The sequence below is a fragment of the Nocardioides sp. NPDC051685 genome, assembly GCF_044453405.1.
Classification (GTDB): Bacteria; Actinomycetota; Actinomycetes; order Propionibacteriales; family Nocardioidaceae; genus Nocardioides.
This window is the reverse complement of record NZ_JBITCR010000003.1, coordinates 183,316-197,382: the sequence shown is the minus strand read 5'-3', so window position 1 is coordinate 197,382 and position 14,067 is coordinate 183,316. Positions and strand designations below refer to the sequence as shown.

Below are 14,067 nucleotides of genomic sequence, written 5' to 3'. Positions count from 1 at the left end.
GTGGCGGCCTGTTAACGTCAACAGGTACAGTGACGTACGACACATGTTGACGTCAACAGGTTGGCGGAAGGATTATTCGGCCCATGGGTAAAGACAGCACGGCCGGCCGGCCGGCGCCACGGCGAGGAGCCTCCCAGGCCGACGTCGCCCGCATCGCCGGAGTTTCGGGACAGACGGTCTCGCGGGTCGCGAACGGCGCCCGCTATGTCGACCCGGCCACCCGGGAGCGGGTGCTGTCCGCGATGCGCGAGGTCGGCTACCGGCCCAACCGGGCGGCCCGGGCACTGCGCAGCGGTCGGTTCCAGAGCATCGGCGTGATCGCGTTCGAGCTCTCCAGCGTCGGCACCACCCACACCCTTGACGCGATCGCGGCCGCCGCCACCGAGACCGGGTACGCCATCAACCTGCTGCCCGTGCTGGACGCCACCCAGGACGCCGTGCGAGCGGCCTTCGACCAGCTCGGCGAGCAGGCGGTCGACGGCATCATCATCCTGGTCGAGACCCACCGGCTCGACGGCGTCGTCGTCCCGGAGGGACTTCCGGTGGTCGTGGTCGACTCCAGCGCGCAGTACGACTACCCGATCGTCGACAACGACCAGGCCCACGGAGCACGGTTGGCCACCGAGCACCTGCTCGACCTCGGGCACGAGACCGTCTGGCACGTCGCCGGGCCCGAGCTGTCCTACTCCGCACGGCGCCGCCGGACGTCGTGGCAGGGGACGCTCGAGGCCCACGGCCGAACGGTGCCACCGGTGCTGCCGGGCGACTGGTCGACCGCAGCCGGCTACGAGGCCGGCCTCCGGCTCGCCGACAACGAGGAGGTGACCGCGGTGTTCACCGCGAACGACCAGATGGCCCTGGGACTTCTGCGAGCCCTGCACGAGCGAGGTCGCCGGGTCCCCGAGGACGTCAGCGTCGTCGGCTTCGACGACATGGAGGAGGCGGCGTACTTCTGGCCGCCGCTGACCACCGTCCACCAGTCGTTCGACGAGGTCGGCCGGGGCGCGGTCGATGCCCTGATCCGGCAGATCCAGTCCGGCGAGCACGAGCACCAGGAGGTCCTGGTGCCGCCCCGGCTGGTGGTCCGGGCCAGCACCGCCTCGCCCCGCGGGACGACCGCATGAGCCGCCACCGGTGGGTGCGGTGGCCTGAGTCGCTCACGACCGAGAACGCTCGCGGACCGCTCGGCTTCGGGGCCGACTACAACCCCGACCAGTGGGACCGGGACGTGTGGGACGAGGACGTACGGCTGATGCGTCAGGCCGGGGTGAACATCGTCTCCCTCGGGATCTTCTCCTGGGCCCGCCTGCAGCCGACCGCGGACACCTGGGACTTCGCGTGGCTCGACGAGGTGATGGACCTCCTGCACACCCACGGCATCGCCGTCGACCTCGCCACCGCGACCGCCTCGCCGCCGCCCTGGTTGGGCGCCGGACACCCGGAGATCCTTCCCGTCACGCGCACGGGCGAGACCATGTGGCCGGGTGCCCGACAGCACTGGCGGCCGACGTCACCGGTGTTCCGACAGCACGCCCTGGCGGTCGTCGAGACGATGGCGAGCCGGTACGCCCAGCACCCGGCGCTCGCCGCCTGGCACGTCTCCAACGAGCTCGGTTGCCACAACCTCTACGACTACTCCGACGACGCCGCGGCGGCGTTCCGCACCTGGCTGGCGCAGAGGTACGCCGACCTCGACGGCCTCAACCACGCCTGGGGCACCGCGTTCTGGTCGCAGCGCTACAGCGACTGGGGCCAGGTGCTGCCGCCGCGGCTGGCGCCCACCATTCCCAACCCGACGCACCAGCTCGACTTCAAGAGGTTCTCCTCCGACGCCCTCAAGGACTACCTGCGCGCCGAGCGGGAGATCCTCGACCGGCTGACCCCCGACGTGCCGGTGACCACGAACTTCATGGTGATGGACCACTTCAACGGCATCGACTACGCCGACTGGGCGGCCGAGGTCGACTTCGTCTCCAACGACCACTACACGCTCGTCGACGACCGCGCCCGCGACGAGCTGTCGTTCTCGGCCAACCTGACCGGGGGCATCGCCGGGGGTGAGCCGTGGTTCCTGATGGAGCACTCGACCAGCGCGGTCAACTGGCGCGCGATCAACCCGCCCAAGGCGGAGGGCGCGCTGGTGCGGGACTCGCTCACCCACGTGGCACACGGCGCGGACGCCGTCTGCTTCTTCCAGTGGCGGCAGTCCGTGGCCGGCGCGGAGAAGTACCACTCGGCGATGGTGCCCCATGCCGGCGAGGACAGCGAGGTCTATCGGACGGTGGTCCGTCTGGGCGGGCACCTCGAGCGGCTCGCCCCCGTCGTCGGGTCGCGGCGCCGGCAGGCCCGGGCCGCGATCCTCTTCGACATCGAGTCGTCGTGGACCCTCGACCTGGAGGCCAACCCGAGCTCCTCGGTGAGCCATCGGGCGGAGGCGCTCGACTGGTACGTCGCGTTCCTCGCGCTCGGTGTCCGTGCCGACGTCCTGCCCGTCGGCACGCCGCTCGACGGGTACGACGTGGTCGTGGCGCCGGTATTGCACGTGATGCCGGCTGCGACGGCCGATCGGCTGCGGGAGTTCGTCGACCGCGGCGGTCACCTGATCACGACGTACTTCTCCGGGGTCGTGGACGAGAACAACCACGTGTCGGCGGGCGGCTACCCGGGTGCGCTGCGCGACCTGCTCGGTATCCGCATCGAGGAGTTCGGTCCGCTCCTGGACGGGGACGAGGTCGTTCTCGACGACGGCAGTGTGGGGACGCGGTGGACCGACCGGATCACCGCGACGGCTCCCGACACGGAGGTCCTCGCGACGTACAAGACCGGTCTGCAGGCCGGCCGCCCGGCGGTGACCCGACGGGCGCTGGCTCACGGCTCGGCCACGTACGTCTCCACCCGGTTGGGTGCGGAGGGTCTCGAGCCGCTGCTCGCCCGGCTGCTGGAGGCGGCCGGGGTCGAGAGCGAGCTGCCCGAGGGGCTTCGAGGCCGGGTGGAGCTCGCCATCCGCACGGATGACGAGAGGGAGTACTGGTTCCTGGTCAACCGGACCGACGACGTGGTCGACCTCGGCGAGCTGGGCGAGCTGGGCGAGCCGGTGTTCTCCTCGGGTGCCGAGCGCGGCGACGCCGAGCTCGCGGGCTCCGGGGTGGCCGTGTTCACCCGCGCCGCCCGATGACCGGCACGAGCCGCCCCGCCCGCGGCGCGCACCTCCGCCGCGGCGACACCAGCCTGGTGGTCCGCCTGGACTCCACCGAGCTCCCGTGCATCCTGCACTGGGGACCGGATCTCGGCGAGACCGCGGTCGAGCACCTTCCCGACCTGCTCCGCTCGCTGGAGATGCCGAGCCTCGACGGGGCGATCTACCAGCACTCGTGGGCATCCGTGCTGCCGCAGCAGACCAGTGGCTGGGTCGGTCGTCCGGGCCTGCTGGGCAGCCGCGCCGGCCAGGCCTGGGCGCTCACCTTCGACTCGGTGGACCACACGGTCACCGAGTCGACCGACTGCACCCGGCTCACCAGCGTGGGGCTGGACGGGCCGGCCGGCGTGGAGGTGACCACCGAGATCGAGCTGTTCGGGAACGGTCTGCTGCGCCTGCGTGCCTGCGTGCGGAACCTGGCGGAGACGCCGTACGAGGTGACCCTGCTCGAGCCGGCCCTGCCGGTGCCGGCCGAGGCCGACGAGCTCCTGGACATGGCGGGGCGGCACGCCCACGAGCGCACCCCGCAGCGCCACGCGTTCACCCAGGGACAGCACGTCCGCGAGGCCTGGGGCGGTCGTCCCGGCCACGACTCGGCGACCGTGCTGTGTGCCGGCGGGTCCGGGTTCGGTTTCCGTGCCGGTCGGGTGTGGGGTGTCCACCTCGGCTGGAGCGGCAACCAGGTGCTCTGCGCCGAGAGCTCCTTCACCGGCTGGAAGCTGCTGCGCGGAGGCGAGCTGCTCATGCCCGGCGAGATGGTGCTGGGCCACGACGAGACCTATGCCTCGCCCTGGCTGTACGCCTCCTGGGGCGACGGGCTCGACGCCTTCTCCGGCCGCTTCCACGAGCACCTGAGGGCGCGGGACGTGCACCCGCGGCGCGAGCGGCCCGTGCTTCTCAACACCTGGGAGGCGGTCTACTTCGACATGGACACGGACAAGCTCGTCGAGCTCGCCGAGCGTGCTGCCGAGCTGGGCGTCGAGCGGTACGTCCTCGACGACGGCTGGTTCAGCGGGCGGCGCGACGCCACGAGCTCCCTGGGTGACTGGGTCGTGGACGAGGACGTTTTCCCGGACGGTCTCACCCCGCTGGTGAAGACCGTGCAGGGCCTGGGCATGGAGTTCGGGCTGTGGTTCGAACCCGAGATGGTCAGCCTCGACTCCCACGTGGCCCGGGCACATCCCGAGTGGGTCCTCGGCACCCACGCCGGTCCCGGCATCAGCTCGCGCGACCAGCACGTCCTCGACCTCTCCAACCCGGACGCCTGGGACCACGTGTTCGGCCAGATCTCGGCGCTGGTGGACCGCTACGACATCGCCTACATCAAGTGGGACCACAACCGTGCCCTGACCGGCGCGGGTCGCGGCCCGGATCGCAGCCCCGGCGTCCACCTGCAGACCCTGGCGTCCTACCGCATGATGGATGCACTCCGGGCCAAGCATCCCGGGCTCGAGATCGAGTCCTGCTGTGGCGGTGGCGGGCGCCTCGACCTGGGAGTCCTCGCGCGGGCCGACCGGGCCTGGGTCTCCGACTGCATCGACGCACACGAAGGGCACCGTCTGGTCCGGTGGACCGGGCTGATCCTCCCGCCCGAGCTGATGGGCACCCACGTGGGATCGAGCACCGACCACACCACCGGACGCCGGCACACCCTGCGCTTCCGCGCCGGCACCGCCATCTGGGGACACCTCGGCATCGAGTGGGACCTCACAGCCATGCCGGAGGACGAACGCGAGGAGCTCCGGGCCTGGATCGCGCTGCACAAGCGGTTCCGTGGGCTGCTCCACTCCGGCCGCGTCGTCCGGGCGGACACCGTGCCCGACGGCCTGCAGCTGGACGGCGTGGTCGCCCCCGGCGGGCGGGAGGCGCTGTTCCGTCTCTCCGCGCTCGACCTCACCCTGGGCCAGCCGGCCGGCCGCGTCCGGTTCCCCGGCCTCACCCCGGACACGGCGTACCGGGTGACGCCGGTGCCTCTTGCGGTATCTCCCAAGGACACCCCGCGACCCGCGTGGTACGACGGCGGTGTGGTGATGAGCGGCCGACTGCTCGACGAGGTCGGCGTGATCGCACCCCTGCTGGAGGCCGACGACCTGGTCATCGTGCACTTGGTCGCAGAGGTGGCGTGAGCCCAGGGCCGGCTGGTGCGGCACCCGGGATTCATCCCGCGTTCGCTCCGTGTTGGTCGAGCCACGCTCCGCGTGACGTACGGGTCCGGTTGTCTGGCTGACGGTGCCAACGTCCCCAGCAACAGGATCCCCCCACATGAATCAGATCAAGTTGGTCGTCGCCGGCGCAGTGGTCCTCCTCGGTGTCATCGCCTTCGGCGCACACTTCTCGGACCCCACACCAACCGCCACTGACAAGGCGAGCGCCGCGGTCGGCAGCAGCACCCTTCGGATCGGTGTCGAGAGCACCGAACCCGTCTACTACCAGAGCGAGGGCACGACCAAGGGCTTCGACTACGAGATGGCCCGCAGCGTCGCCGACGGCATGGGCGTCGAGCCTGAGTTCGTGCCGATGGACTTCAACGAGCTCTTCCCCGCCCTGCGAGCCGGCAAGATCGACATGATCGGCGCCCAGGTCACGAGGACCTCAGACCTCGAGCGGGACTTCGACTTCAGCGCGCCGTACTTCTCGACGTACGTCGCCTTCCTCACCCCCGAGGGATCGACCATCCGGACACGCCGTGACGTCGACGGGAAGCGGATCGCGGTCGTCGACGGCGCCATCCAGGAGTCCTACCTGCGGGACAAGTATCACGAGGTCGAGATCGTCAAGGCCCCGACCGTGAACGCTGCCGTCGAGCTGATCGAGCGAGGCGAAGCGGACGCGCTGTTCCATGGAGCTCCGTACGCCCAGTCGATCATCAAGAGCGCACCCATCGTCCTGGAAGAGCCGATCGTCTACCCGGTCGACGACGCCCCGATCGGATTCGTGATCCGCTCCGGCGACGCGCGTAAGGAGCAGATCGACGGGGTCCTGAAGGACATGGTCCTCAGCGGCGAGTGGCTGAAGATCAAGACCGCCTACTTCGAGGCCGACCCGCTCTCCGACGTGTTCGGCGACAAGGGAGCCTGATCCCCTGGCCCGACGGCGTCATGGCGTGCGGCGACGGTGTTGCGCCACGTATGTATGTCAGACCGACTCGGCCACCAGGCGACTCGTGTACCCGGCCGCGACTAGGCGCTCGTACGCGGCCAAGGTCCTGTCGTCGATTTCCTGCGGCGTCGCGAACCCCTTCTCCGCGTACACCCATAGGCGCTGGGTGTCGCCGACGAGCATGTCCAGCACTCGCTTCTCGCTGCCGATCGACGCGATGTACGCACCCAGCTCCTGGCTGCGAGCCGAGCACACGACATCCAGCTCTGGCCACAGCTTCTGAGCCGTCGCGTACGCCCGCCGCTGCTGATACGGCCGGCTGATCAAGGTCGCGCTCGCCACGCTGATCTCGTGCTCGGCGAGGAGGTCGCGGCTGTACGTCAGGTTCTCGCCGGTGTTGGTCGCACGGGGTTCCACGAGGATCGCGCTGCGGGGCACTCCCAGCTCCTCGGCACGCTCGGCGAAGTGGACGGCCTCGCCGCGTGGGAAGTCCTTCACCGTCGTCGGCGCGTTCGCCCCGGTAAAGACGATCAGCGGGAATCGATCGGCATGGAAGAAGTCCGCGGTGTGCTCAGCCACCCCGATGTCATGGCTACCCAGCGCGATTGCCACATCTGTTGGGCGAGGCTCATCGGGAAGCTGATGGAAGTCCCACAGAACACGGGCATCGTCAAGCGCGGTCGAGGGCATCGGCTCAGTCTGACATGCGAACCCGTCAGCAATTCCTGGTCACTCTCGAACTCCGACTCCCGAGCCTGCAACGAACCCGACAAGTGGCCTCGTCACTCGGGAGCACCACAAGTCCATCCCAGTGCGACACTCCGCCAGATTGCCATGACGTGGCCGTCTGAATGCCCTCCTGCAGTTCGACCTGCCTGATCGAGGGTGGAGATGGACTCGAGAGGAGGTGATCTCTGATGGATGTTGATGTGTTCTTCGCCGGCCCGGTCGTTGCCGGCACCCCTGAACTGCGTGATCAGGCGCTTCGCAAGATGCCTGGTCATGGCGACGCTGACCAGCGCGGTGACTACTGCAATAACTAGCCACAGGTAGCCGCCGCAGTCCTCGTGGGGCCGGGCCGAGTGGTTCGGCCCCACGGCTTCATCTGAGCTGGGGAGACTCTGATGTTGAAGTTCGAGATTCATGCAGATGACATCGGTCACCGAGACTGGCACCGAGAAGGGGCCGGCTGGGTCTGTGGAAAGAGTTGGATCCGCCCGTTGGTCAGTCCCGTGCTGGAGTCCGCACTCGACATCAGCACGTCCGGTACGTGCCTGGTCACGGTTCGCGAGCGGGATGCTGAAGGCCCACGGATGGCGCTGACCGTGGCCAACATGCGGAAGTGGCCAGGCGATCATGTCACCCTCGAACTCGCTCAGGACCGAGTCGTGGTTCACGCAGGCGTGATGGGGACGGCTCCGCTTCACATCGCTGCCCGCAACGGCGTCTTCGTGGGGTCGTGGAACCTTGCTGATCTCCGCCCATGGTTCGACTCCTCGAGCTTGAACGGCCCTTCGGTTGTCCGGGCGCTCCTCCGCAACCCCGTGTACGCGTCCACCACGATGTTCGACGGCGTTCACCGCGTCACCGAGCGAGCCACCGCAACCATCACCTCTGCGGGAATACAGGTGGCCTATCCGGATCCCGCGGAGCATGTCCTGGCCGCGCGTGATCTCGCCGATGATGTTGATGCGGTCGGGGCGTTCGAGAAGGTGCTCACGTACGTCGTCCAGAGGCTGCCCGATCCTGGCGGGGCAGTAGCCGTTGAGCTGTCAGGCGGCGCCGATTCGGCGAACGTCTTGTTGACCGCAGCTGAGCGCCATCAAGAGCTGCGTACGGTCGGGATCGAGGTTTCAGGCCGTGCCGGCCAAGAGCAGCGCCATCGCCGCCGTGCGCTGGCCGCGCATGTCGGTGCCGCGGACATGGCCGTGCATGCGGGCGATCACCTACCGTTCGACCCGGCTATTCGCAAGCAGCCGCACAGCCCTGCGACGGCCTACTACCGCGAAGCCTTCGACGCGATGCGTGACCTGGTCCATGCTGTCTCCGCAGGCGTCGTCTATCTCGGTCTCGGGGGCGACGAGGTCAACGCCCTGCATCCGGGTGAGCGGATCGCCGCCTCCCCTGCGGGCACGTACGGGCACCTGCCACCTCCATCGTGGCTCGGCCCGAGGGCGTGGGGGACGCTTGGTGACCTCGAAGCCGATGCGGCACCGGTTTCGGTCGTCCCGCTCCCCACGCTCGACGCTTTTGCGCTCCACAACCCGACATATCTGGATGCGGGCATCTGGCCGATCGCACCTCTGGCCCATCCGCTGGTCGGCCGATTCGCTGAACAGCTACCCGCAGCACATCGGCGTGGGAAGAGGATGTTCCGCGAGCGGCTTGCCCGCGCTGGCATGACAAGGCGCGTGACCCACCCGGGTGAGCCGGAGAGCTTCGTCGACCTCATGGAGCGAGGGATGCGGACGAACGGACTCCTTGCCCTGAAGCAGATCCGTTCCGAGTCGCTGCTGGCAGAAGAGGGCTGGATCAACCACGCTGGACTCGTGGATGCCATCGACCGATACGAGAGCACGGGCCAGGCGGATCCGCGCCTCGCTGACCTCGTCACCGTTGAGCTCGGGCTCCGGAGCCTTCAATGAATCCCAGCGCAGCCGTCGCCTCAGAACAGGCTCGAGCCCTAGCGGAGGGCAACCTCATGTACCGGGATCCGGTCCTTCACGACCACTTCGCCGGCGACGTCGGCACCCTTGCCGCACTGTTGGACCTTCTGCTCGGCGACTTCAAACCCAGCGGCGCTCACACCATCCTCGACCTGGGATGCGGCACCGGCGTCCACGCCTCTGCTCTGACGAGCTATGAGTACGTCGGCATCGACCTCCAGCCATGGCTGATCGCGTATGCCCAGGCCGCGTATCCCCACGGGCGCTTCGCGGTTGGCGACATCACGCGCTATCGATCCGAGTCCGCCTTCGACGTCCTTCTCTCGCTCGGCAACACTCTCGCCTACCTGCATACAGAAGAGGACCTCAACGCCGCCTGCGCCACCTTCGCGGCCAACGCTGCGCCCGGCGCGCTCGTCGTGGTGCACACCCTCGTCTCGCCTCCCGCCCCCAGCCACGGTCAGCAAGTCGTCTCGGTGCCGGGTGGACAGGCGACCGTCACCATCGACAGCGCCTGGGACAAAAAGCGACGGATGGCAATCACGAACCGGGCCTGGGCAATGCCCGACGGCAAGGAGTTCACTGACACGTTTGAGCGCCGCGTCCACGGCGTCGGCGACCTGCAAACCGCACTCACCGTCGCCGGACTCGAAGTGCGAGATGCCTTCGACCACTACGACCGACGGGGCGAGCCGGTGCAGGGTCCGACCGCCTATGTCATTGCCCAAGCGCCAGGTGTCGGCGACCATCGTTAGTGCACACAACCATTCCGGGAGGTTGAGCATTGGCTAATGAGCTGCTTCGTCGGCGGCGGCAATCGATGCCCTCCCCTTCTGGCTCGGGCGAGCCGATGACACGGCTCGAACTGGCCGAGGCGGTCAACAGGCACATCTGGTCCGTCACCGGCACCAGGTCCACGATCGACGTCGAGACGATCGGCCGGTACGAGCGCGGACAGATCCAATGGCCGGGTGAGACCTATCGACTCGGCCTCCGAGCAGTCCTAGGTGCCGGGACAGACGCCGAACTCGGCTTCAGACCCACCCGCCGAGGTCGCGCCGCCCCATCCCCCGCAGCCCAAACCCCGGAGACCTCATCCAGCCGCCCACACGACAATTGGCTGGACGCCCTCGGACCCACGACACCTGCCAACGTCGGTTGGCCTGAGGTCGAGTTCATCCGAGAGACCACCCGCGTGATCGCCACGTCGGAGAACCGCTTCGGCGGAGCAGTCGCGGCCGAGATGGCCACAGCGCAACTACGCATGGCCGTCGGGCTGCTGCAGGCTCGCGCACCCATCGACGTGCGTCGAGCCCTGTTCCAAGCGGTCGGCAATCTCGCCGGCGTCGTCGGATTCTCCGCCTATGACATGAACAACTACGCGGTCGCCGACCGATGCTACGAACTCGCGCTGTGGTGCGCCGACGAGGCCCGCTCGACCTCACTTCGAGCAAGCGTCATGGCGGACATGGCACGCAAGACGATCGACCTCGGCCGTCCTCAGGACGGTCTTGCCATCGTGGACGCCGCCAAGGAACTCTCCGGCGACCTCACCGCCACAGGACAGGCGATGCTCTCCGCCTGGCGCGCACGACTGCTCACGAAGACAGGGCAGTTCACCGAAGCCCGCACCGAGGTCGCGATCTCTGACGAGTGGTTCTCCAAACGAGACGCGGACCAGGACCCGCCGTGGCTCGGCTACTACGACGAAGCCGAACACCAAGGTTCCATCGGGAGAACACGACTCCCTCTCGCACAAGCCGGAATTGACGTCGACGACACCATGAACCGTCTCGAGGCTGCAGTCTCCCTACGCGAAGCCACCTATGTCCGGTCCCTGACGTTCTGCCGAATCCGACTCTCGACCCTGCTCGTATCCGTTGGCGAGACCGACCGGGCCACCATCGTTGCGCAGGCCGCTCTCGCCGAGTCGCCTAGTGTGCGCTCATCACGAATGCGCGAAGAATGGGCCGTACTCGCATCCGCGGCAGGCTCCACCAGATCGACCACAGCGCGAGAACTCCACCACGCAGCAGCCAACGCCGCCCGCACCAGATAACCCGCAGGAAGGGCCTCGATGACAGCCGCACGCACAACCAGCGACGACCTCGAGGTACTGAAGCGCGCCGCGTCGCAGGCAGGGGTGGACGCAGGAGACGCCGGTTTGTTGAGGGACGGCTCCAATGCGATCTATCTACTGCCGAATGCTGACGTCGTAGCCCGGGTCGGCCGCTTCGGAACAGCCGAGAGCGCCGCTCGCCAGGTCCAGGTCGCTTCTTGGCTCGCCGCCAACGGGATCGAGGCAAACCTCCCGATCGACGGGCTGGATCTCGTCACCGTCGCCGGGCGACCCGTGACCTGGTGGACACCGATCCCAACACACCGTCACGCAACACCCGCGGAACTGGGCGCCGTACTCCGCAAGCTCCACGACCTCCCTGTGCCGACCACCATCGACATGCCGAACATCGACATGGTCAAGCACGTCGCCGAGCGCATCACATCAGCGCGCGCGCTCCCAATCTCCGACCGTGACTGGCTCCAGGACCGACTCAAAGTGTTGGACGCGGACCTGGCAACCACCGATGTCCTCCAATCCCGACATGTCGTGCACGGCGACGCCTGGCAGGGCAACCTGGTCGTGCCCGATGGTGGCTCACCGATCCTTCTCGACTTCGACAACGTCTCAATCGGGCACCCAGCCTGGGACCTGATCCCCCTCGCCGTCGACCACGAAGACTTCGCCCGGATCAGCAACGACGACTACACCGCCTTCGTCACCGCATACGGCGGCCACGACGTACGCGAAGCACGCTGGTTCCGCACCCTCGCAGACCTGCAAGAACTGCGCTGGACCGCGTTCGTCGCCGACAAAGCAGCAACCGACCCCGGCGCGGCAGCCGAAGTGTCCCACCGACTCGCCTGCCTACGAGGAGAGATCCCCCGACCCTGGAAGTGGTCTGCCTTCTGAGAAGCGCAGATTGCCCTGACCCGGCCAACTGAGTGCCCTGCCGGGCCACCTGTCACCGCGCGATGGTGGTTGCAGGTCCTGGCCGTGTGGCCTCTCCGAACGCGCCACACGGCTGGGACCACCAACGACACCCGTCAGATGAGAGGCCCGTCCATGTCCTTCGCCATCCCTGTCTCCGGCTCTGCAGGACGACGCGGCGCAGGACGACCGCGGCACACCACCATCGCCTCGACTCTGAGCCCACGCGACCAGATCCTCGACGCCGCCGGACAACTCTTCGTCACCCGCGGCTTCGCCGCCACCTCGACCCGCGAGATCGCTGAGAAGGTCGGCATCCGCCAGGCGTCTCTCTACTACCACTTTGCAGGCAAGGACGAGATCCTCGGCGCCTTGTTGGACCGCACCCTGCGGCCCACGCTCGACCAAGTCGACCAGATCCTCACCCTGACCGCCGACGACCCACGACCGACCGCCCTCTACCTGCTGGCACTTGTCGATATCAACACCCTCGCAACAGCACCCCACAACATCGGCCTACTTGCCCGCGTCCCGGACGTCATGGCTTCACCCGTCGCGACAGAGTACGTGGCAGGTCGGCGGGATCTGCTCGGCGCTTACCGCGATCTGGCAACCGCCGTCCTTGATTCGTCGAGGTCAGAAGCCCTGGATCCCGACAGCCTTGGCGAACTAGTGCTGCAGCTAGTCGAGACTGTGATAAGCGTCCGAGCCAGTGGCCGCGCCATCACCAACACAGTTACTCGTGCGATCGCCGCTTCCTGCCTCAGTCTCTGTGGTGCAGATACCAACGCTGTTCTCTCCGCTCAGTCGGTCGTTAGAGACCGACTCGACGCTTTCGCGAACCAACGTCGAGTCTGATGTCTCGACTTCCGAAGGCAGGCGAGCGCGTCTGTCCGCCCAGATCGACGCACATGAGATCCGAGATCCGAGAGCCAAGAGCCAAGAGCCAAGAGGGAGCGTTGAACCCGACCATCCTGAGGAACCACACGCGAGTGCAACTAGCGAAAGACGTCGGAGAATGTGAATGCCAGCTCTAGAGCTGACTCATTGCCGGCAGATGCGAACGCGGAAAGAAGCGCTCGGAACGCGGCGACGCCTTCGTCGTCGAACAGGACGAGCTGGCGATGCTCGGCTAGGAGCCGCTTCAGATATGGGATGACCACGTCGCTGGAAAGAGGGTCGTAAGCGTAGCTTCCGTCGGATGCGACTGCCTCCATGGTCGAGAGAAGAGTGCGCTTTTCGTCCAGCGGCGCAAGAAAGATGAGCGTTTCCACGACCTGGTGGACGATGCCTGAGACTTTGCTGCGGGCGCAGGTGATGAGGACTGGGGTTGCCAGGTCTGCGAACCGCTCCTGCGCCGCGCGAGAAGCCGTCGCATCTTCACCGCCATTCATTCGGTCGAACGCGCCGCTGGCGAAGTACAGCTGGTTCGCGATGCTGTCCAGGACCATCACACTGTGCTTGAGCTCGTCCTGTTCGGATTCCGACGGTTCGGCGCCTGAGACCTCTTCCAACTTGGTGATCCAGTGCCCGAGGGAAGAGTCGGCAGCTTTAGTCACCATGTCGAAGGCGCGGCCTTGAACTGCGGGGTCCGAGTTCGGCCCTAAGTAGCCACGGACGCAGTGCGTGGCCCGTAGGGCCTCGTCTGACCACGGCGCATTGGTGGCCCAGGCGCGCACCGTTTCGGTTGCGAACGGCGTCTGGTGGCGCATCGCGAGCAATGTCAGTACCTCGACTGGGAGGTCGAGGGCGTCGTCGTCCGTCGGGTCCGGTTCGGTCGGTGACTCGGGTTCGTTCGCGAGTCCGCGCAGAACGTTGTCGACCTCCTGAGGCGACTCATGTGCCTCGGACTCAAGCAGACGCATGTACTCGTTCCGGACATTTCGGTTGGATTCGCCCTGGAGGAGTTCGCCGAGAAGGCTGACGCGCGCAGGTGGGGGTTTGTCGAAGTAGACAGCACGGAACGCGCGCGCGGCCGACATGCGCACGACGGGGTTCTCGTCCGCCATCGCGTCCATTACCAGGTCGACAATGAGGGCGCCATGTTGCGACGAGCGCCAGTTTTCTCGGAACGCAAGACGTCCCAGTCCGTCGATGGCTTTGTCACGCATTCCGGG

Annotated in this window: 12 protein-coding genes; 10 read left to right on the top strand and 2 right to left on the bottom strand. The window is 67.4% G+C overall.

What is annotated here, in order from left to right:
• The first annotated feature begins 83 nt into the window (after window positions 1-83).
• From ACIA03_RS10955 to ACIA03_RS10940, 4 genes are all read left to right on the top strand, one after another.
• Window positions 84-1,124, top strand: a complete 1,041-nt coding sequence (locus tag ACIA03_RS10955; protein WP_396982173.1) for a LacI family DNA-binding transcriptional regulator — start codon at window positions 84-86, stop codon at window positions 1,122-1,124.
• A complete protein-coding gene (locus ACIA03_RS10950; RefSeq protein WP_396982171.1) occupies window positions 1,121-3,175 on the top strand; it encodes a beta-galactosidase in 2,055 nt (684 codons plus the stop codon). Before ACIA03_RS10955 ends, ACIA03_RS10950 begins: the two co-directional genes overlap by 4 nt.
• Window positions 3,172-5,322, top strand: a complete 2,151-nt coding sequence (locus tag ACIA03_RS10945; protein WP_396982169.1) for an alpha-galactosidase — start codon at window positions 3,172-3,174, stop codon at window positions 5,320-5,322. Before ACIA03_RS10950 ends, ACIA03_RS10945 begins: the two co-directional genes overlap by 4 nt.
• Window positions 5,323-5,458: 136 nt before the next feature.
• Window positions 5,459-6,274 carry a substrate-binding periplasmic protein gene (locus ACIA03_RS10940; RefSeq protein ID WP_396982167.1) on the top strand — a complete coding sequence of 272 codons (816 nt, stop codon included), beginning with the start codon at window positions 5,459-5,461 and terminating at the stop codon, window positions 6,272-6,274.
• A gap of 57 nt (window positions 6,275-6,331) precedes the next feature.
• Here ACIA03_RS10940 and ACIA03_RS10935 read toward each other — a convergent pair whose 3' ends face one another.
• Entirely contained in the window at window positions 6,332-6,985 is a 654-nt protein-coding gene (locus ACIA03_RS10935; protein ID WP_396982165.1) for a YdcF family protein, read from the bottom strand.
• 227 nt (window positions 6,986-7,212) lie between these two features.
• Here ACIA03_RS10935 and ACIA03_RS10930 point away from each other — a divergent pair, with 227 nt between their 5' ends.
• From ACIA03_RS10930 to ACIA03_RS10905, 6 genes are all read left to right on the top strand, one after another.
• Window positions 7,213-7,338 (top strand): hypothetical protein, encoded by a 126-nt coding sequence (locus tag ACIA03_RS10930; protein WP_396982163.1) that lies wholly within the window; start codon window positions 7,213-7,215, stop codon window positions 7,336-7,338.
• An 81-nt stretch (window positions 7,339-7,419) separates the two neighbouring features.
• Window positions 7,420-8,940, top strand: coding sequence for an asparagine synthase-related protein (locus tag ACIA03_RS10925; RefSeq protein ID WP_396982161.1), 1,521 nt, complete (start codon window positions 7,420-7,422; stop codon window positions 8,938-8,940).
• The gene (locus ACIA03_RS10920; protein WP_396982159.1) at window positions 8,937-9,716 is read left to right on the top strand and encodes a class I SAM-dependent methyltransferase; all 780 of its coding nucleotides are present in this window, start codon (window positions 8,937-8,939) and stop codon (window positions 9,714-9,716) included. Before ACIA03_RS10925 ends, ACIA03_RS10920 begins: the two co-directional genes overlap by 4 nt.
• Window positions 9,717-9,745: 29 nt before the next feature.
• Window positions 9,746-11,020: a hypothetical protein gene (locus tag ACIA03_RS10915; RefSeq protein WP_396982157.1), complete on the top strand. Its 1,275-nt coding sequence runs from the start codon at window positions 9,746-9,748 to the stop codon at window positions 11,018-11,020.
• An 18-nt stretch (window positions 11,021-11,038) separates the two neighbouring features.
• Window positions 11,039-11,932, top strand: a complete 894-nt coding sequence (locus ACIA03_RS10910; protein WP_396982155.1) for a phosphotransferase family protein — start codon at window positions 11,039-11,041, stop codon at window positions 11,930-11,932.
• Window positions 11,933-12,085: 153 nt separating this feature from the next.
• Window positions 12,086-12,808 (top strand): TetR/AcrR family transcriptional regulator, encoded by a 723-nt coding sequence (locus ACIA03_RS10905; RefSeq protein WP_396982153.1) that lies wholly within the window; start codon window positions 12,086-12,088, stop codon window positions 12,806-12,808.
• Between the two features lie 140 nt (window positions 12,809-12,948).
• On the opposite strand, the gene ACIA03_RS10900 is transcribed toward ACIA03_RS10905, so the two are convergent.
• Entirely contained in the window at window positions 12,949-14,061 is a 1,113-nt protein-coding gene (locus ACIA03_RS10900) for a hypothetical protein (protein WP_396982151.1), read from the bottom strand.
• Window positions 14,062-14,067 lie beyond the last annotated feature (6 nt).

Excerpts from the sequence above, each read along its gene's own strand:
- ACIA03_RS10955 (WP_396982173.1), top strand. The coding sequence starts at position 84 with ATGGGTAAAGACAGCACGGCCGGCCGGCCGGCGCCACGGCGAGGAGCC.
- ACIA03_RS10950 (WP_396982171.1), top strand. The coding sequence starts at position 1,121 with ATGAGCCGCCACCGGTGGGTGCGGTGGCCTGAGTCGCTCACGACCGAG.
- ACIA03_RS10945 (WP_396982169.1), top strand. The coding sequence starts at position 3,172 with ATGACCGGCACGAGCCGCCCCGCCCGCGGCGCGCACCTCCGCCGCGGC.
- ACIA03_RS10940 (WP_396982167.1), top strand. The coding sequence starts at position 5,459 with ATGAATCAGATCAAGTTGGTCGTCGCCGGCGCAGTGGTCCTCCTCGGT.
- ACIA03_RS10935 (WP_396982165.1), bottom strand. The coding sequence starts at position 6,985 with ATGCCCTCGACCGCGCTTGACGATGCCCGTGTTCTGTGGGACTTCCAT.
- ACIA03_RS10930 (WP_396982163.1), top strand. The coding sequence starts at position 7,213 with ATGGATGTTGATGTGTTCTTCGCCGGCCCGGTCGTTGCCGGCACCCCT.
- ACIA03_RS10925 (WP_396982161.1), top strand. The coding sequence starts at position 7,420 with ATGTTGAAGTTCGAGATTCATGCAGATGACATCGGTCACCGAGACTGG.
- ACIA03_RS10920 (WP_396982159.1), top strand. The coding sequence starts at position 8,937 with ATGAATCCCAGCGCAGCCGTCGCCTCAGAACAGGCTCGAGCCCTAGCG.
- ACIA03_RS10910 (WP_396982155.1), top strand. The coding sequence starts at position 11,039 with ATGACAGCCGCACGCACAACCAGCGACGACCTCGAGGTACTGAAGCGC.
- ACIA03_RS10905 (WP_396982153.1), top strand. The coding sequence starts at position 12,086 with ATGTCCTTCGCCATCCCTGTCTCCGGCTCTGCAGGACGACGCGGCGCA.
- ACIA03_RS10900 (WP_396982151.1), bottom strand. The coding sequence starts at position 14,061 with ATGCGTGACAAAGCCATCGACGGACTGGGACGTCTTGCGTTCCGAGAA.